General features: G+C 63.0%; 13 protein-coding genes and 1 pseudogene. 1 reads left to right on the top strand and 13 read right to left on the bottom strand.

From position 1 onward, the window contains the following. Positions 1-20 precede the first annotated feature (20 nt). The 7 genes and pseudogenes from PSAKL28_RS11485 to PSAKL28_RS11460 all read right to left on the bottom strand — a co-directional run bounded on the left by PSAKL28_RS11485 (position 21) and on the right by PSAKL28_RS11460 (position 9,674). Positions 21-1,118, bottom strand: coding sequence for a thiolase C-terminal domain-containing protein (locus tag PSAKL28_RS11485; RefSeq protein ID WP_038610289.1), 1,098 nt, complete (start codon positions 1,116-1,118; stop codon positions 21-23). Between the two features lie 62 nt (positions 1,119-1,180). Then, positions 1,181-2,062 carry a MaoC/PaaZ C-terminal domain-containing protein gene (locus PSAKL28_RS28720; protein ID WP_425356131.1) on the bottom strand — a complete coding sequence of 294 codons (882 nt, stop codon included), beginning with the start codon at positions 2,060-2,062 and terminating at the stop codon, positions 1,181-1,183. A gap of 24 nt (positions 2,063-2,086) precedes the next feature. Continuing rightward, positions 2,087-2,998, bottom strand: a pseudogene (locus tag PSAKL28_RS28715) (SDR family oxidoreductase); the annotation flags it as partial. 25 nt (positions 2,999-3,023) lie between these two features. Continuing rightward, positions 3,024-4,163, bottom strand: coding sequence for an acyl-CoA dehydrogenase family protein (locus PSAKL28_RS11475; protein WP_257011901.1), 1,140 nt, complete (start codon positions 4,161-4,163; stop codon positions 3,024-3,026). 32 nt (positions 4,164-4,195) lie between these two features. Next, on the bottom strand, positions 4,196-5,341 hold the full coding sequence (locus tag PSAKL28_RS11470; protein ID WP_038610281.1) for an acyl-CoA dehydrogenase family protein: 1,146 nt from the start codon (positions 5,339-5,341) through the stop codon (positions 4,196-4,198). A 260-nt stretch (positions 5,342-5,601) separates the two neighbouring features. After that, the gene (locus PSAKL28_RS11465; protein WP_038610279.1) at positions 5,602-8,283 is read right to left on the bottom strand and encodes a winged helix-turn-helix domain-containing protein; all 2,682 of its coding nucleotides are present in this window, start codon (positions 8,281-8,283) and stop codon (positions 5,602-5,604) included. A gap of 248 nt (positions 8,284-8,531) precedes the next feature. Further along, entirely contained in the window at positions 8,532-9,674 is a 1,143-nt protein-coding gene (locus tag PSAKL28_RS11460; protein ID WP_038610276.1) for an acyl-CoA dehydrogenase family protein, read from the bottom strand. Positions 9,675-9,850: 176 nt separating this feature from the next. On the opposite strand from PSAKL28_RS11460, the gene PSAKL28_RS11455 reads away from it, so the two are divergent. Next, the gene (locus tag PSAKL28_RS11455) at positions 9,851-11,428 is read left to right on the top strand and encodes an AMP-binding protein (RefSeq protein ID WP_038610274.1); all 1,578 of its coding nucleotides are present in this window, start codon (positions 9,851-9,853) and stop codon (positions 11,426-11,428) included. 75 nt (positions 11,429-11,503) lie between these two features. Here PSAKL28_RS11455 and PSAKL28_RS11450 read toward each other — a convergent pair whose 3' ends face one another. The 6 genes from PSAKL28_RS11450 to PSAKL28_RS11425 all read right to left on the bottom strand — a co-directional run bounded on the left by PSAKL28_RS11450 (position 11,504) and on the right by PSAKL28_RS11425 (position 18,259). After that, positions 11,504-12,856: a DUF1329 domain-containing protein gene (locus PSAKL28_RS11450; RefSeq protein ID WP_038616538.1), complete on the bottom strand. Its 1,353-nt coding sequence runs from the start codon at positions 12,854-12,856 to the stop codon at positions 11,504-11,506. A 427-nt stretch (positions 12,857-13,283) separates the two neighbouring features. After that, entirely contained in the window at positions 13,284-13,739 is a 456-nt protein-coding gene (locus PSAKL28_RS11445; protein ID WP_038610271.1) for a MaoC family dehydratase, read from the bottom strand. A gap of 36 nt (positions 13,740-13,775) precedes the next feature. Continuing rightward, positions 13,776-14,915 (bottom strand): acyl-CoA dehydrogenase family protein, encoded by a 1,140-nt coding sequence (locus PSAKL28_RS11440; protein ID WP_038610268.1) that lies wholly within the window; start codon positions 14,913-14,915, stop codon positions 13,776-13,778. A 15-nt stretch (positions 14,916-14,930) separates the two neighbouring features. Beyond that, positions 14,931-16,127 (bottom strand): acyl-CoA dehydrogenase family protein, encoded by a 1,197-nt coding sequence (locus PSAKL28_RS11435; protein ID WP_038610265.1) that lies wholly within the window; start codon positions 16,125-16,127, stop codon positions 14,931-14,933. Between the two features lie 13 nt (positions 16,128-16,140). Beyond that, positions 16,141-17,328, bottom strand: coding sequence for a lipid-transfer protein (locus tag PSAKL28_RS11430; protein WP_038610262.1), 1,188 nt, complete (start codon positions 17,326-17,328; stop codon positions 16,141-16,143). A gap of 130 nt (positions 17,329-17,458) precedes the next feature. After that, positions 17,459-18,259 (bottom strand): enoyl-CoA hydratase/isomerase family protein, encoded by an 801-nt coding sequence (locus tag PSAKL28_RS11425; protein ID WP_038610260.1) that lies wholly within the window; start codon positions 18,257-18,259, stop codon positions 17,459-17,461. Positions 18,260-18,273: the final 14 nt, after the last annotated feature.

Genomic DNA, 18,273 nt, shown 5'->3' with positions numbered 1-18,273 from the left:
GTGCGCGTTGGCGCAATGCTTCAACTGCGCTGATAAAGTGTGGTGATCACCGTCCCCGTAGCGCCGACGTGGTGCTGCAGGGCAATGCGGGCGTTGGCGACCTGACGCCGGCCGGCGCTGCCACGCAACTGGTGGGTCAATTCGATGCATTGTGCCAGAGCACTGAGCGATTGCGCCTGACCGAGCGACAACAGGCCACCACTGGGATTGACGACCAGGTTGCCACCGTAGGTATTGTCACCCTCCTCGACCAGTTTCTCGGCGCTGCCCTCCAGGCAGAAGCCCAGCGCTTCGTACAGCAGTAACTCGTTAAGGGTGCTGCTGTCATGCAGCTCGCACACTTCCACTTCCTGTGGCCCCCTACCCGCTTGTTCATACAGCTCGCGGGCGGCAGCCACGTTGATGTCGTAGCCAACTTCGGCAAACGTCGATCCCAGCGTGGCACCGGCCACCTGCACGGGTGCAACGCAGGCCTGGGCCAGGGTGCGGATCACCGGGCCGTTGCAGTAGCGGCTGGCGAACTCGCTGGAGCACAGCAGCAGCGCCGCCGCGCCCGCAGCGGGCCAGGCAAATTGGGGCTGAGTGAGTGGTTCGGCCAGCATGCTCGCGCCCAGTACCTGATCCAGACTGAGGGTCTGCCTGAAGGCCGCCAGGGGATTGAGCGCCGCATGCTGACGGGCTTTGACGGCGATCATCGCAAAGGTTTCCCGCCGTGCCTGATAGCGTGCCATATACTCGCGCGCCGTACTGCCCAGGCGTTCGAGCATGCCGTTCATGTCGGCAAAAACGGTGGGGGCACTTTGGACGCCCAACACCAGAATGCTTTCAGCCTGCCCCTGCGCGATGGCCTGGCAAGCCTCAGAGAACAAGTCGCTTCCCTGCCCAACGTGGCGCAATGGCACCCGCCCCACCCCGACCTGCTCGAGGCCATGCTGCAATGCCGCAGCGTGGTGAACATCCGCAGCGGCATAAACCGAGCCAAGGCTGCTGGCGGGCACCCCGGCATCGACCAGCGCCTGACGCGCCGTATGGCCAATCAAGGCCACTATGTCCGGGCTCAATGCCGCCGAGCTGAAGGGGGACATACCTACGCCAATCACATTGACGCAACGTTGCATCGTGCTCTCCTGAAATACAAAGCTGCCGCTACCGGTCCAGGCTAGCGGCAGGTGGCCATGAGTCAGGCCGGCACGGACTCGAACAGTTCGACCGCACCATTTTTCAGCACCAGGACGTCTCGCTCCACCGCACGCATCTCAACGATGATGCGCGTAGCAGACTCACGCCACATGCGCGTTTCCAGGGTGTCACCGGGCATCACGATCGAGGCAAAACGCGCGCGCACGCTCTTGAACAAGCGCGAATCGTTGTCGCAGAACGCCTTGATCACATGACGACCGAGATAGCCGAAGGTGCACAGGCCATGCAGGAACGGCTTCTCGTAACCGGCCTTGGCGGCATAGTCCGGGTCGACGTGCATCGGGTTCCAGTCGCCGCACAGGCGATACAGCAGCGCCTGGTTGACCTCGGTGGCATCGGCCAGGACGGCGTCGGGTGCGCGGTCCGGCGCGACGTTGATCTCTTCACTGGCGACACGCTCCAGCCCGGCCCCCGGAACCCCCGGGTAGAAGCCGGTGACCTCGTTGTAGAACAGCGGCGTGCCGTGCTCGTCGGTGGTCTCGATGGCGAGGATGCTGACCGAGCTCTTGCCTTTATCGATGGCGGCTTTCAGGCGCATGGTGTGCTTGAGCTTGGCCTTGGGCGGCAGCGGACGGTACATCACGGTGTACTGCTCGCCATGCAGGCCCTTGGCGAACGGCAGGTTCAGGCCTTCGAGCTGTGGCTCGCCGGACTTGGCCGCACGCAGGAACACTTCGGTCGCTGGCAGCACGGCCATGGTCGGCAGCACGCGGAAATCGTCGCCGGCGAACTCGTTGACGTAGAGCAGCTCGGTACGGTCCAGCGGGTCCTTGGCGGCGCCGACCGCCAGCGCATACAGTGCGGCATCGTTCTGGTCGTACTCGGTTTCCAGGTAGGACACCGCATTGGCCGCCACTTCCATATCGACGAAGGCGTTGCCGCCTTTGGCCGGGGACTCCATGCGGGCAAAAAACTCTTTGAAGCTTTCGCCGCCGTTGGCGTGATAAACGCTGTGCTCATCGAAACGGGTGATGCGTTCCCAGTTGTCGCGCACCAGCTCCGGGCTCAGGGTGTTGCTGTGCAGGAACCGGCCCTGGGAACGTTCCCAGCGATACTTGGCATGGAAACCACCGCCAACTTCGAACAGCCCGCCGCTGTCCTGGCACTGCTCGCTGCACAGCCAGCCCACCAATGGCGCAACGTCTTCCACTTTCAGCTTGTCGTGCAGCTCCTCCGGGAACAGTCCGCTGGCGATCACCATGCGTGAAGCGGCAATCGGCGCAATGGTGTTGACGCGGATGTTCTTGCTCGCGCCTTCGATGGCCAGCGAGTTGGCAAAACCGATCAGCCCGGACTTGGCGGTGGAATAGTTACACTGGCCAAAGTTGCCGAAGATACCGGCACCGGAGGCGGTCATGACGATGCGGCCGTAGCCCTTGTCGCGCATGATCGGCCATACCGCGTGAGTCAGGCGGAAAGCCCCTTTGACGTGGACGTCCTGGATCAGGTCCCACTGCTCTTCGGTCATCTTGTGGAACGAGGTGTCGCGCAGGATGCCGGCGTTGTTGATGAGGATATCGACGGTGCCGAATGCCTCCAGCGCGGTGGCGACGATCTTCTCGCCCTCGGTTACCGAATGATGGTCGGCGACCGCTTCGCCACCCATGGCACGAATTTCAGCGACCACGGCGTCGGCCGCCGCGCTTGAGCTGCCGCGACCATCGGTGCTGACCCCAAGGTCATTGACTACAACCTTGGCGCCGCGCGAACCCAGCAGCAAGGCGTGGGCACGGCCCAGACCGTTACCAGCGCCAGTGACGATTGCGACTTTGCCGTCAAAACGGATTTCTTCAGACACGTGTGCACTCCTATTGTTATCGCGCTCACAAGGTGCGAGCGATGATTTCCTTCATGATTTCGTTGGTGCCGCCCCAGATGCGGTTGCCGCGGGTGTCCAGGTACAGCCTGGCGATCGGGTATTCGGTCATGTAGCCGTTGCCGCCATGCAGTTGCAGGCAGGCATCGACCACCCGGCTGCTGAGTTCGGCGGTCCAGTACTTGGCCACCGCTGCGGTCTCTGCGCTCAGCTCACCGCGCAGTAAAAGTTCCATGCAGCTGTCGACCCAGGAACGGCCGATCTGGATTTCGGTCTTCAGTTGCGCCAGGGTGAAACGCGAATTCTGAAAATCGAGCACCGGCTTGCCGAATACGATGCGCGTGCGGGTGTAGTCGAGGGTGTGTTCCAGCGCGGCTTCGGCCTGGGCCTGGAAGCCCACGGCGCCGATGATTCGTTCCCACGCCAGGTCGTGCATCAGCTGGTAGAAGCCCTGCCCTTGCTCGCCACCGAGCACGTTCTCGGCGGGCACGCGGCAGTCGTCGAAGAACAGCATGCTGGTGTCCTGGGCGTGCAGGCCGATCTTTTCCAGCGGCTGCGAACGGCTGAAACCGGCCCGCTCCTTCTCGACGATGACCAGCGAGATGTCCTTGGCGCTGCCACTGTTGCCGGTTTTGCACACCACCAGGGCGAGGTCGCAGGAGGCGCCGTTGGAGATGAAGGTTTTCGAGCCGTTGAGAATCAGCTGGTCGCCCTCCAGCGTGGCGCGAGTGCGCACCGCTTGCAGGTCCGAGCCGGTGTTGGGCTCGGTCATGGCGATGGCGCCCACCGCCTCACCGGCAATCATCTTCGGCAACCAGGCCTGCTTTTGCGCCTCGGTGCCATAGTTGAGGATGTAGAACGCCACCAGGCCATGCACGCCGAAGCCGATCAGGCCGGTGGCGCCGACACGCATGAATTCTTCGGCGAAGACCATATCGAACAGGCGGTCGGCACCCGGGCCGCCATATTCTTCGGGCATCGAAGGCAGCAACATGCCCAGCTCGCCGGCCATGCGCCACACGTCACGGGGGACGCACTTGTCCTTCTCCCACTGGGCGTGGAAAGGCGCGACTTGCTCTTCCATGAAGCGGCGGCAGGCGCGGCGGAACTCGTCGTGTTCGGTGCTGAACAGTGTACGGGGGATCAGGTATTGCATTGGGTAGTCCTCAGCGGCCCGGCTCAGAGTGTGCGTCCGACCAGATCTTTCATGATGTCGTTGGCGCCACCGGCGATGCGCAGCACGCGGTGATCGAGGTAATGACGGGCTACCGGGTACTCGAGCATGTAGCCGTTGCCGCCGTGCAGCTGCACGCACTCGTCCACCACCTTGGTGTAGAGGTCCGAGCACCACAATTTGGCCGCTGCGGCCGCTTCGGGGCTGAGGGTGCCGGCCAGGCACTGCTCCATGCAGCGGTCGACGTAGTTCTGCGATACCGCCAGCTGCATCTTCAGGTCGGCCAATTTGAAGCGGGTGTTCTGGAAGGCAAAAATGGGTTTGCCAAACACGTTGCGGCCCTTGGTGTACTCCAGGGTGCTTTCCAGTACCGCCAGGGCGCCGGCAACACTGCTGATGGCGATGGACAAGCGCTCCCAGGCCAGTTCCTTCATCAACTGGAAGAAGCCCTGACCGGGCACGCCACCGAGCAGGTTCTCCTTGGGTACGCGCACGTCTTCGAAGAACAGCATGGTGGTGTCCTGCGCATGCAGGCCCACCTTGCGCAACGGTTGCGAGCGGCTGAAACCGGCGCGATCGGCCTCGACCAGAATCAGCGAAGTGTCCTGGGCGCCCTTGCCGGTGTTGCCGGTCTTGGCCACCACCACGACGATGTCGCAGTTGCTGCCGTTGGAAATAAAGGTCTTGGCACCGTTGATGACATACTCATCGCCATCCAGTACCGCACGGGTCTTGACCGCCTGCAGGTCGGAACCGGTATCCGGTTCGGTCATGGCCACCGCACCGATGGCCTGGCCTGCCGCCATTCTCGGCAGCCACTGGTGCTTTTGCGCTTCGCTGCCGAAATTCACCAGGTAGCCAGCGACGATGTCATGCACACCGAAGCCGATCAGGCCGGACGCAAGGCCGGCACGGTAGATCTCTTCAGTGGCGACCATCGAGAAACGCCGATCCAGCTCCAGCCCGCCATAGGCCGCCGGTGTGGTTGCGTTGAGCATGCCCAGCTCGCCGGCGCGCATCCAGATGTCCCGGGGTACCCGATGATCGGCTTCCCACTGCTCCTGACTGGGGGCACACTCCTGCGCGAGGAAGCGCCGCACGCTGTTGCGAAACTCCTCGTGCTCATGATCAAACAGGCTACGCGGAATCATTGAAGGTTCTCTCCTCGGCTCATCGTTCTGCCGCCTTTGCAGGTGGCGCTGAATCGATCATAGGAGGAGCTGTCGGTGACCCCGCCCCCTCACTGCGGGGGGGATTTGCGAGAGCGTTGAGTATCACTTGGATGCCCCCCCGACCGGGGTTGGGCAAGCGGCGGCCAAGGGGCCTAGGCTAGGTCGGCGAAACACCGGTGCAGGCGGCGATGGGTACGTCCACGCAACGTCCCCAGCCGTCCTGCACGGGTGATTCGTGCCTACTCGATCAAGCCGTGTTTGCGCGCCCAGGACACAGCGTCATAGCGGCTGGAGACGCCAAGCTTGGCGTAGATGTTCTTGAGGTTCCACTTCACTGTTTCCAGGGAAATGTTCAGCGTCAGGGCGACCCGTTTGTTGGCCATTGCCTGGCTGATCAATTGCAGGATCGCCAGCTCACGCGGGGTCAGCATCGACGGTGCGCCAGTGGCCGAAGCATCATTGCTGCGCCCTGCACCGCCTTGACCGAAACGCTCCAGTAGCAGCGTCAGGTAGCTTTCGTCTGGCGCCGTCAGCGACAGGTTGGTCAGCGTCGAGAGCAGCTTGCGCAGCACCTCGCCCTCATCCAGGAAGGTGCGCACCAAGCCCAGTTGGCGCCCCTGGGACAAGGCGGCCAGCAAGTGCTCCTGCGCCTGCTGCGGTTGCAGCAGGTCGGCTCGGGCGCATGCCGTCAACAGCTGGCCGGTGACCTGCAACTGCCCACGGCGATATTGGCTGGCGTAGCGATCGAGTGTTTCCAGTTCGAGCAGGGCTTTGTCCGGGTAGTTGGTGGCCAGCAACAGGCGAGCACGGGCCAAGGCCGCCATCGCCACGATGTCGGCCTGAAAACCCTGCGCGCCCTGGTAGGGAACGATCAGTGCCTGCAGTTTGGTGACTTGCTCGGTGGCGTGTGCCTTGTCATTTTCGAGCAAGGCGATCCGCACTTGCTCGGCCAGGCAGTGAACCAGCGCACGATCCTGGCCAATGGTACGGAAGTGACGCTCCTGGCGTTCCAGAAACGCCATGGCCACCGGGGCGCAATCTTGCAGCAGGTCCAGGCGTGCGCGACAGATCGTGGCGCGCAGCATGGTGTCGGGCATGGCCCATTGCAGCAAACCGCTGCGGTTGGCGAGGATTTCCCGCGCTTCGTCGGTTCTGTCCAGCTCGCGATACACCTCAGCCAGGGTCGCTGCGCCCAGGTAGGCACTGGCGGACCGATGACCGTGAACCGACACGGCGCGCGCCAGCTGTGCCGAGCCAACGCGCTCGGCCTCAAGGATGCGCCCTTCCTGCAAGTAGCACAGGGTCCGCGCGCCCTGGGCGACCAGGGCCATTTCCGCATCCTGCTCGGATTCCGGAATCGGGTTGTCATCCAGGCAGCGCATCGCCTCCTCCATCCTTCCCGCCGCCAGGTAGGCAATGGCCAGCAACGCAGGAGCACCGTAGCGGGTCACCGAGTAGTCATCGGGCAAGGGCTGGAAGTCATTCAGCAAATCAATGATCGGCTCGGTGCGATCACGCTGTAGTTCGATGGTGGCCTGCACCAGCGGCAATCGATAGGCGACGTCGTCCTGGTGGGCCGCACCGCTGTGACGGAACTGCTCGAGCCAGGCCTCGGCTTTGGCCGGGCGTGCGGTCAGGGCATAGGCCAGACAGCCAAGGAAGAACAGCCGCGGCCGGGAGAACAGGATGTCCTGCGGCAGGCGGTCCAGCAGTCGCAGCAACGGGCTCAGCTGCCCCAGGCTCCAGGTCGCCGGTGCGGCCCGCTCGATCACCTCGGCGGCAAACCCCAGGTCGCCGGCCTGGGTGGCATGGCGGACGGCTTCGGCGAGCAGTTTGCGCTCGGCGAACCAGTGCGCCGCGCGGCAATGCAGTTCGGTTTGCGAGGTGCTGTCGCGGCGTTCCAGGCGCGTGGCGAGGAAGTCGCCGAACAGCGCATGAAAGCGATACCAGGGCTGGCGGTCATCGGCCTCGACGCGAAAGATCAGCAGATTGTCTTCGTCCAGGCGCTTCAACATGGCCTGCGCCGAGTCACTGCCGGTCACCGCTTGCGCCAGCGAGGCATTGAAGCGCCGGCAGATGCTGATGCTTTCCATGAAGGTCGCAAGCTCGGCGGGCAAATGGGCCATGACGTTTTCAGCCAGGTAGCTCTGCAAGTCGTCGGAGCGCCAGCCCATTTCGCGCAACGTGCCACGCGAATCCGGGTCGCTACGCAGGAGGATGATCACCAGTTGCAGGGTGGCCGGCCAGCCGCTGGTGAGCTCGTGGATCTGGTGCAGTTCCTCCGGGCTGAGCTTTAACGTAGCCAGGCTCTGTTCAAGAAACAGGCGCGACTCGGTCAGGTCGAAAGGCAGCGCGGCACAGTCGATCTCCACCAACTGCCCGCTCAGGCGCAGGCGACTGAAGCTCAGTGGCGGGCCGACCCGCGATGAAATGACGAAGTGCAGGTTGTCGGGGCTGTGATCCAGCAACTTCTGCATGAGTTGGTGGGCGCGCGGGTCCACCACATGCTGGTAGTCGTCGACGACCAGGAACAACTCTTTGTTGATCGCGGCGGCGCCTTCGACAATCGAGGCGACGACTTCATCGATCAGTTCCTGGCGGGCGCCCTCAAGCGGGATGCCGCTGTCCAGCACGATGCCCAGGCGTTGCAAGGCGCCGCGCAAATAAGCGAAGAAGATCGACAGGTGCTTGTCATCGGCGCTCAGCGACAACCAGGCCACCTCGGCGCCAGAGCGCATCATCACTTGCCGCCACTGGGCCAGCAGTGTGGTCTTGCCGAACCCGGGACTGCCGGTAATCAGGCCCACGCGACACTGTGACATGCCGCGCAGGTCCTCCAGCAGGCGTTCACGAACGATCGTCTGGGTACCGATGCGCGGTGGAGCGAATTTCGTCGAAACGAGCAGTTTGTCGGTATGCATGTGCTGACTGGTCTCCGATCCTGCCGAATGCACCGGGACAGCGCCTTTGGCACTGCACGATCGGCAAGGTGTGGCCACGTTCTGGCGTTTTCGGAATATTCACCCGAATACCGTCAAAAGTCAGCACGTATCGATACCACGCCCTGGCTTGCGGCAACTTCGGGGATCCGCCTGGCACAGATGGTGGCGGGGAACCGAGACAAACCACCCCCTACAAGTGAGGGGGCTGGCGAAATCGATGCCGGGACTCAGAGCGTGCGGGCCACCAGTTCGCGCATGATGTCGTTGGCACCACCGTAGATGCGGTTGACCCGGCTATCCAGGTAATGCCGCGCCACCGGATACTCCAGCATGTAACCGTTGCCACCGTGCAGCTGCACACACTGATCGACCACCTTCGAATACAGCTCGGTGCACCAGAGTTTGGCCGCTGCGGCCGCCTCCGGGCTCAGCTGATGCTGCAGAATCAGCTCCATGCAGCGATCGACATAGGTCTGCCCGAGGACGATCTCGGTCTTGAGTTCGGCCAGTTTGAAGCGTGAGTTCTGGAACTCGATGATCGGCTTGCCAAAAGCCTTGCGCTCGCGGGTGTAGGCAACGGTCTGCTCGAGCACCGCCTGACTCGCGGCAATCGCCAGGATGCCAATGCTCAGGCGCTCCCAGGCCAGCTCCTTCATCAGTTGGTAGAAACCCTGGCCCGGCTCGCCACCAAGGATGTTGGCCTTGGGCACGCGCACATCCTGGAAAAACACCATGGTGGTGTCCTGGGCGTGCAACCCGACCTTGCGCAACGGTTTCGACTTGCTGACGCCCGCCCGGTCGGCTTCCACCAGGATCAACGAGATGTCCCGCGAGCCCTTGCCACTGTTGCCGGTCTTGGCAATCACCACAATGATGTCGCTGTTGGTGCCGTTGGAGATGAACGTCTTGGCACCGTTGATCACATAGTCGTCGCCGTCCAGCACCGCGCGGGTTTTCACCGCCTGCAGGTCGGATCCGGTATCCGGTTCGGTCATGGCCACGGCGGCGATGGCTTCACCGCTGGCCATTTGCGGCAACCACTGCTGCTTTTGCGCCTCGGTGCCGAAGTTGATCAGGTAACCGGCGCAGATGTCATGGACATTGAAACCGCTCAGGCCCGAAAGCCCGGCACGGGCCACCTCCTCGACCGCGATCATGGAAAAGCGCCGGTCCAGGCCCAGGCCGCCATAGGCCTCCGGGGTGGTGGCGTTGAGCATGCCCAGCTCACCGGCCCGCGCCCACACCTGGCGCGGCACCCGGTGATCCTCCTCCCACTGCTCATGGAAGGGTGAGCAGTGCTCGGCGAGGAAACGCCGGACAGTGCTGCGGAACGCTTCATGCTCATGATCGAAAAGGGTACGCGGAATCATCGTTTGACCTCGGGAGACGGTGGCTGCTTTGCGTCACCTTAGGGCTGCGCGCCGAGGTTGCGCCCCCTCGAAGCGGGTAGGCGCGGGCGCGCCCCTCTCCTGGAGGGAGGGGTTGTGCCCGGCGGTGCTTCCTAGAATGCGTTCTCCACTGACGACAACAACAAACGGAGATCGCGATGAAGATGAATTTTTCCCGCGTCATGGCCCAGGTTGCCCAGCGCTATGCCGCTCAGGAAGCGCTGGTCAACGTCGAGCGCAACCGGCGGTATCGTTTCGATGAACTGCACCGCTTGACCAACCAGATCGCCAATCTGCTGCGCACCCGGTTCAAGCTGCAGCGCGGCGATACCGCGCTGTGCATTCTGGAAAACGACAACCTGTCGCTGCTGCACGCCTGGACCGCGTTCAAGGGCGAAGTGGCGATTGCCCATACCAACATCCGCGACTCCCTGGAGGAACACCGCTGGCAGGTGGCGTTCATCGAACCGAAAGTGATTTTCATCGAAACCGCACTGTTGCCGCAGTACAGCGACATGCTCCGCGCCAGTGGTGCCGCCGTGGTGTGCATGGATGCCCCGCCCGCCGATTGCACCTTCGCCCTGCACTTCTGGGCGCTGCTCGACGGCGTTTGCGCGCAGGAGCCCGAGGTCGAGTCCGATGTGTACCGGGACACCCTGATCTACCGCTTTACCGGCGGCACCACCGGCAAGAGCAAATGTGCCCGCTACACCATCGACAACTGGCTGGCGGCGCGCGATTCGATGTACGCCGACAGCGAACAGGCTCAGGCCTTCAACGAAAACACCCGCTATCTGCACATCGCACCGATTAGCCATGGGTCGGGACTGTCGCTGCTGCCGACGCTGTTCCGTGGCGGTTGCACCGTGACCCAGAACGCCGCCGACCTCAAGGCCTGGTGCCGCAACGTCGAAGCGGAACGCATCACCACCGCGCTGATGGTGCCGACCCTGGTGGGTTGGTTGCTTGAACTGCCGCAAGCCTCAGAATCCGATCTGTCCAGCCTGCAAACACTGTTCTACGGCGCTGCGCCGATGAGCCCGGCCAAGCTCAAACAGTCTCAGGAGCGCTTCGGCAACATCTTTTTCCAGCTCTACGGCGCCACCGAATGTGCCCAGGCGGTCTGCACGCTGACCAAGGCCGATCACCTGAACGCCGTGGAGACCGGTCGGCTGGCCTCTGCCGGGCGGCCGGTAACCGGCATCGAACTGAAGATTGTCGATGAAGCGGGGAATCGCGTTGCAACCGGCAGCACCGGGGAAATCTGGCTGCGTGGGCGCGGCACGATCAGCGGCTATCACAACAACCCGCAAGGCACCGCCGCCGAGTTCAGCGATGGCTTCTGGAAGTCCGGCGACCTGGGCTATGTCGATGAGGCTGGCTATGTGTTCATCGTCGATCGCAAGAAAGACGTGATCATCACCGGCGGCTTCAATGTCTACGCGGTTGAGGTGGAAGCCACGCTCAATGCCCATCCGACCGTTTCGCTGTCGGCGGTGGTGGGTATTCCGGATGACAAATGGGGTGAAGCGGTGCATGCCGAAGTGGTGCTCAAGCCAGGGATGTCCGTCAGCGAAGAAGAACTGATTGCCCTGGTCAAGGAGCGTCTGGGCCGTTTCAAGGCGCCGAAATCCGTCAAGCTGGTCGATGCCCTGCCGTTGAGCGCCGTCGGCAAGGTGCTGCGGCGTCAGGTAAGGGAACGCTATTGGTCTGATCAGGCGCGCCGGGTGTCCTGAACGACATCGCGGCGCAAGGCCGCTCCCACTCAGTCTGTGGGAGCGGCCTTGCGCCGCGATAGGCGTGGAGCAGGATCAGCGAACCCCAGCACCCGCCAGGCTGTCGGAAGTCCAGCCATTGTCAGGGCTGAGCTTGTCCATGACCTTCACCCCGCCCTTGCCTGGCCAGACGTTGATGTAATACGTGCCGGCGATCAGGTCGTAGTGGCCGCCCGGCGAGTTGTTGATCGCGCCGACGTCATACATCTGGGTCATGTAGCTGAAGCCTGGACGCCACAGCTGGCCACGGCCGTCATACTGATCCACAGCCAGTGCGGTCCAGCTGTCCTCGTCGATGTAGAAGGTACGCTTGGAGTAGATATGGCGCTTGCCTTCCTTGAGGGTCGCTTCCACCACCCACACGCGGTGACGTTCCCAGCGCACCAGGTCCGGGTTGATGAACTTGGGCCCGAACACGCTCTTCGGATCCTCGGCGTAGGTGAAGCGATAGGTGTTGTAAGGAACGTACATTTCCTTCTTGCCGATCAGCTTCCAGTCGAAGCGGTCCAGCCTGCCGTTGAACAGGTAGATGTCATCAACGGTGGACATGCCCGAGGTACTGGCGTTCGGCGTGTCGTAGGCCAGATCAGGCGCCAGGCGCACACGACGTTGGCCCGGCAGGTACTGATAGGCACGGCGACCCTTTTCGGTATCGATGTTGTCAAAGGTCATCACCGCTTCGCCAGCGCGGCGGGCGGGGCCGGTGTAGTTGGCACGGGCGCGGGTAATGATCGTTGGCGCCTCGGCCTTGCTGGTGTCGTAGTACGGCATCTCGTAGGTCCAGCGGCCCTCGGTCGAGACCACCAGCTTGCCGGCGGCATCGACGTTGTACGCGCCGTACTTGGGCGCAAGGTAGGCCACCCCCTGGTAGCGCGTCAGGTGGTTGAACATCACCTCGATACCGCGCTTGGGAATCGGGAACGGCACGCCGGCGCGCGCACCTTGCAGGGTTTGATCGTCGTTGGTCAGCTGCGCCTGGATGGCGTTCTTGCGAGTGTTGTCCAGCACGAACTGCGGGTAGCCGACGGTGCGGTGCGTCGGATAGACATCGACGCGGAAACCCGGCCGGGCCTTGATCAACGCCTTGGTGCCTTCGGTCAGTTTGTCCGCATAGGTATCAACGTTCGAGGCATCGATAGTGAACTGCGGTTTTTCGTTGGCAAACGGATCAGGGCGAATGCCCGTGGTCTTGTCGAAGCCTGCAGGCGGGGTCAGCAGCCCGCCGGTATAGGCAGGGATGGTGCCATCGGCGTTACCGGCCATCTCGGCACCCAGGGGTGTCAAGGTGCTGCCCAGTTGCTTGGCTTCCTGCTCGGTTACTGCTGCATGGAGCACGCCTGCATGTGCAGCCAGCAACGCGGCTGCAATCAGGGTTTTTGTCAGTTTAATCATGTCTCCAACCTCTAGGATTGTGGTTTGAGCGTCTGCTAAAGCGCGCCCGGCCCCTCAGGAAATGCGGTTTCTCTTCCCGTCCTGGCCTTATGTTTTTAACCAACCACCCTCTCCTTTCGCCCCCCCCTTATTGGCGCGGCATGGGGGGGTGCATACCAGCCATCAGCAAAAACACAAACGCCACGCAACAGAGCTCTGCGCATGGCGTTTTGACCACAAAATCATCTTCCCGATAGGCAACTGTCTTAGCCTGCAGCGTCGATAGCAGCCACGACCCGCCATCCGGTGGGAGCGGGCCTTGTCCCGCGATCGGGCGCGTAGCGGCCGCAAATCCTGAGTTTGCGGTACCCCTGTTACACCGTGTCGCTTGGTTTTACTGCCGCTTTGCGCCCGATCGCGGGACAAGGCCCGCTCCCACCATGGGTCAAGCGAAAACGCGCAGGATAGTTTCCGCCACGCAGGCAGGTTTGCTCACGCCCTCGATCTCAACGGTCATCTCATAGGTCACCTGGGCACCGTTACCGTCCAGCGGTTCCCAGGACTGCACCTTGAAATGCGCACGCAACCGGCTGTCCACCGGCACCGGCTGCACAAAGCGCACTTTGTTCATGCCGTAGTTCACGCCCATCTTCACATCGCGCACCTCGAAGGCGTTGGTCATGAAGGTCGGCAGCAGGCTCAAGGTCAGAAAGCCATGCGCGATCGGCTTGCCAAACGGCCCTGTGGCGGCGCGCTCAGGGTCGACGTGGATCCACTGGTGATCGCCGGTGGCTTCGGCAAAGGTATTGATGCGTTGCTGATCGATGCTGACCCAGTCACTGGTGCCGACGACTTCGCCGACCAGGCCTTGCAGTTCGGCCAGGGTTTCATAGCTTTTCATTGTTGTTGTGCTCTCGATGGTCTGTCTGTTGGCGGATCAGGCGCGCAGCTCGGCCTGCAAGGCGGCGGCATAGGCGGCTTCGTGGCTGTCACTGCTGCCCAGCAGCACCTCGGCGACAACGGCCCGCTTGTAGTAGTGCCCGACCAGGTACTCCTCGGTCATGCCAATCCCGCCGTGCAACTGGATGCCCTGACCGCAGACGAACCTGGCAGCGCGGCAGATGAGCATCTTTGCGCCTGACACGGTCTTGTCGCGGGTCACCTGGTCATCGTTGGCCATCGAGGCCAGGGCAACGTGCAGGCTCGAGCGCGCCAGTTCCAGCTCCGCAGCCATGTCCGCCAGGCGGTGCTGCAAGACCTGGAACGAACCGATGGGCACGCCGAACTGCTGGCGAACCTTGAGGTAGTCGGCGGTGACTTCAATGGTTTTCTCCATGCCACCGATCAGCTCGGCACACAGGGCGACAATGCCGTTGGCCAGGCCCTGGCGCAGCCCGGGCAAACCCTGCCCGGCTTCACCCAGCAAGGCATCGGCGCCGACTTCAACGCCGTCGAAGTGCAGTTCCTGAACCCAGGTGCCATCGTGCAACGGCAGCGTCTGGGCTGTCAGTCCGGAACAATCCGCTTCTACCAGCAGCAGGCTGATACCTGGCGTATCCGGTATCTGCGAGGAAACGACGAACGCTTGCGCGCCCGGGGCCCCGAGCACCAGGCTTTTGCGCCCGGACAGGCGAAAACCGTCGCCCTTGCGCTCGGCCTGCAGCGTTACCGGCTCCGGCATACCACGCGAACCCGCTTCGCTGTAGGCCAGCGCTACGCGGTAGCTGCCATCGGCCATCTGCGGCAGCAGCTGAGCCTTTTGCGCCTCGCTAGCGGCGGCGAGCACGGTCTGGGCAGCCAGCACGCCACAGCCCAGGAAAGGCTCCAGCACCAGGCTGCGGCCCAGTTCCTGGGCAATAATCACCGTATCCACCAGCGAACCGCCAAGCCCGCCATAGGCCTCCGGCAGCGCCGCCATCAGCCAGCCGTTGGCGGCGAAGATGCCCCAATTGTCCGCACTACCGTTCTTGCCCGCTTTGAGCAGGGCGGTACGCGCCTCGAAACTGTAGGCCTTGTCTACATAACGTCGCAGGCTGTCCTGCAACAGTTGTTGTTCCGAAGTGAATTCGAAATCCATAGCGGTTTCCTGATATCAGAGTTGGAACAGCATCTTGGCGATAATGCCGCGCTGCACTTCGCTGGTGCCGCCGTAGATGGTCGATGCCCGGCGCAGGAACATATCGTTGCAAATACCCCGGGCCAGCGCTTGCTGCGGGAATGGCTGTTCGGGATCGGCCTCATGCGGATGCGCATAGGCGATTGCACCGTAGTCCCCCAGCGCCTCGATCTGCGCCTCGGTCATGCGTTGCTGCAATTCGGTGGCGCGGATCTTGAGCATCGAACCCAGCGTGTGTGACGCCGGGTTGTGCTGTTCATCCAGACGCGCGACGCGCTGCACCAGCATTTCGATGGCCTGCAGTTCCGCCTCCAGGCGCGCCAGCTTGAGGGCGAACTCCGGGCGTTCGAACAGCGGCTGGCCGGCCACCTGCAGCGTGGAGCCGATCAAGCGCAGTTCCCGCAGGTAGCGTTTCAGCTCAGGCAAGTCAGCGGTGGTGGCATGTTCGTTGTTGAGCAGGAATTTGGTGATGCTCCAGCCCTGCCCTTCACTGCCAATCAGGTTGCCTACCGGCACCCGCACATTGTCGAAGAAGGTTTCGTTCAGGTGATGGGCATCGTCGATGCTGCGGATCGGCCGTACGGTGATACCGGGCGTGCGCATGTCCACCAGCAGGAAGCTGATACCGGCCTGCTTCTTCACCTGCGCATCGGTGCGCACCAGCAGGAAGATCCAGTCGGCGTGGTGGGCATAGCTGGTCCAGATTTTCTGGCCGTTGACCACATAGTGGTCACCGTCACGCTCGGCGCGGGTGCGCAACGACGCCAGGTCGGAGCCGGCGCCAGGCTCGGAAAAGCCCTGGCACCACAGGCGCTCGCCATTGAACACCGCCGGCAGGTGCTCGGCCTTTTGCTCAGGCGTGGCAAAGGCATTGAGCACCGGCCCGAGCATCTTGTGCACGAAGCCATCCTGGGTGGGGGTACCGGCCAGGCTGCACTCGTCATCGAACACCAGGATCTGCGGTACTGACCAGCCCGTGCCGCCGTGCTCCTTGGGCCAGTACGGCGCTCCCCAGCCGCGCTGGTTGAGGAGCTTTTGCCAGCGCATGATCTGCTCGCGCGGCGAGCGGGTGCAGCGCTGTTGCCCTTTCAGGTCCGCCGGGACCTGGTCGCGAAGGAACTGACGGACCTCCTCGCGGAATGCCTCCAGGCTGGTATCAGGTCGAAAATCCATGGTGTTTCCCCTGTCAGTCTTTACGGTACAGGGTGACGACGCAGGCGCCACCAATGCCGATGTTGTGTTGCAGGGCAATGCGCGCACCCTCTACCTGGCGCTGCTCGGCGCGGCCACGCAGTTGCAGGACCAGCTCGGTGCATTGCGCCAGGCCCGTTGCGCCAATCGGGTGGCCTTTGGAAAGCAGGCCGCCGGACGGGTTGACCACGTACTGGCCGCCATAGGTGTTGTCGCCATCGTCGACAAACTTCTGCGCCCCGCCTTCCGGGCACAGGCCCAGGGATTCATAGGTCAGCAGCTCGTTCTGGGCGAAGCAGTCGTGCAGTTCGACCACGTGCACGTCCTCGGCACCGATACCGGCCATTTCATAGGCTTGCCGGGCCGCGGCGCGCGACATCGAGTAACCGGCCACGTCGCGCATGTCGCCGGACTTGAAGGTTTCCGCGCCATCGGTGGTCAGCGCCTGGCCGGCAATCGACACACTGCGGTCCAGGCCATGCTTCAACGCATAGGCCTCGCTGCACAGCACCACCGCGGCAGCACCGCAGGTCGGTGGGCAGGCCATCAGCCGGGTCATGACTTCAGGCCAGACCACCTGATCGGCCATGACTTCTTCGGTGGTGATCACCTTACGGAACACCGCCTTGGGGTTGTTGGCCGCGTGACGGCTGGCCTTGGCGCGAATCTTGGCGAAGGTTTCCAGCGGCGTGCCGAAGCGCTTCATGTGCTCCACCCCGGCGCTGCCGAAGATGCGCAACGCTGCCGGGATTTCGGAGGCACCAGGAATGGCTTCGTCGCATTGATCGAGGAACAGCTCCAGCGGGCTCGGACGATCCGGGAAGGCGCTACCGATGGCACCGGGAATCATTTGCTCGAAACCGAAGGCCAGGACGATATCGACCATGCCGCTGGCAATCGCCTGATTGGCCAGGAACAGCGCGGTAGAGCCGCTGGCGCAGTTGTTGTTGACGTTGATCACCGGGATACCAGTCATGCCGACGTTGTAGAGCACGCGCTGACCACAGGTGGAGTCGCCGAACACATAGCTGGCAAAGGCCTGCTGGACCGACTCGTAACCGACCCCGGCATCGGCCAGGGCCAGGCGCACGGCCTGCTCGCCCATGACTGCATAGGTTTCGCTCTGGCCAGGCTTGACGAAGGGAATCATACCGACACCCGCGATGACGACTTTCTGCCTCATGTCTTACTCCTCAGCGTTGGATACCCTGCCGGCCCTTGCGGGCTTGTACGCCGGGTTGTACCGGGCGGCAGGCTTTGAGTCTCAAGGATAGGCGCGCGCTCAAGCACACGGCCCCTCCCTATTTGGAGGTTTACGGCGCTGGCAACACCGCGCCACGGTAGGGCAAGCCTTCTTTGCCGAGGAAGCGCCGTACGGCTTCGGCATGGTAATGGCTGGCCCCGCACAAGGACTGGGCACAGGCTTCGAACTCGGTCATCGCCGGGCGATCGGTTTCGAAGGAGCGGTTAAGCAGTGTCTTGCTCAATCCTAATGCATCCGCGGGTGCATCATCGAACTGCCGGGCGAACTGCAGGGCGCTGTCGAGCAGTTGCTCCTGATCGATGATCGCCTGCGCCAGGCCGAGCGCCAAGGCTTGCTGCGCATCGAGGGCACGGGCGCAAAAGATCAGCTCCTTGGCCTTGGCCAGGCCGACCAGGCGCGGCAGTACATAAAGCATCGACAGGTCCGGCACCAGTCCCAGGCTCAGGAACGTCGGCAACAGCCGCACGCGTGGCGTGACAAACATGAAGTCGGCGGCCAGGGCCAGGGAAAAGCCTGCGCCCACCGCCGCGCCATCGACCGCGGCAATCACCGGCTTGGGCATGTCGGCAAGGCCGGTGAACCACTCTTGAAAGCCCAGCACCAGCTTGCGTCCGGCAAACGTCGCATCCTCACCCGCATCCAGGCTGCCAAGGTCGAAACCGGAACAAAAGGCGCCGCCAGCGCCGGTCAGCACGATCGAACGCACCGAACGATCATCGCGCGCCGCCTTCAGGGCAACCGGCAAGGCCTCGTTGATGGCCGCCTCGAAGGCGTTCTTCTTCTGCGGCCGGTTCAGGGTGATCAGCGCTGTCTTGCCGATCCGTTCATACAGCACCGCACTGTCAGTCATGTCCCTTCCCTCCT

Source organism: Pseudomonas alkylphenolica (assembly GCF_000746525.1).
Taxonomy (GTDB): Bacteria; Pseudomonadota; Gammaproteobacteria; order Pseudomonadales; family Pseudomonadaceae; genus Aquipseudomonas; species Aquipseudomonas alkylphenolica.
The sequence above is the reverse complement of the archived record's forward strand: the minus strand, read 5'-3'. Positions and strand labels throughout refer to the sequence as shown.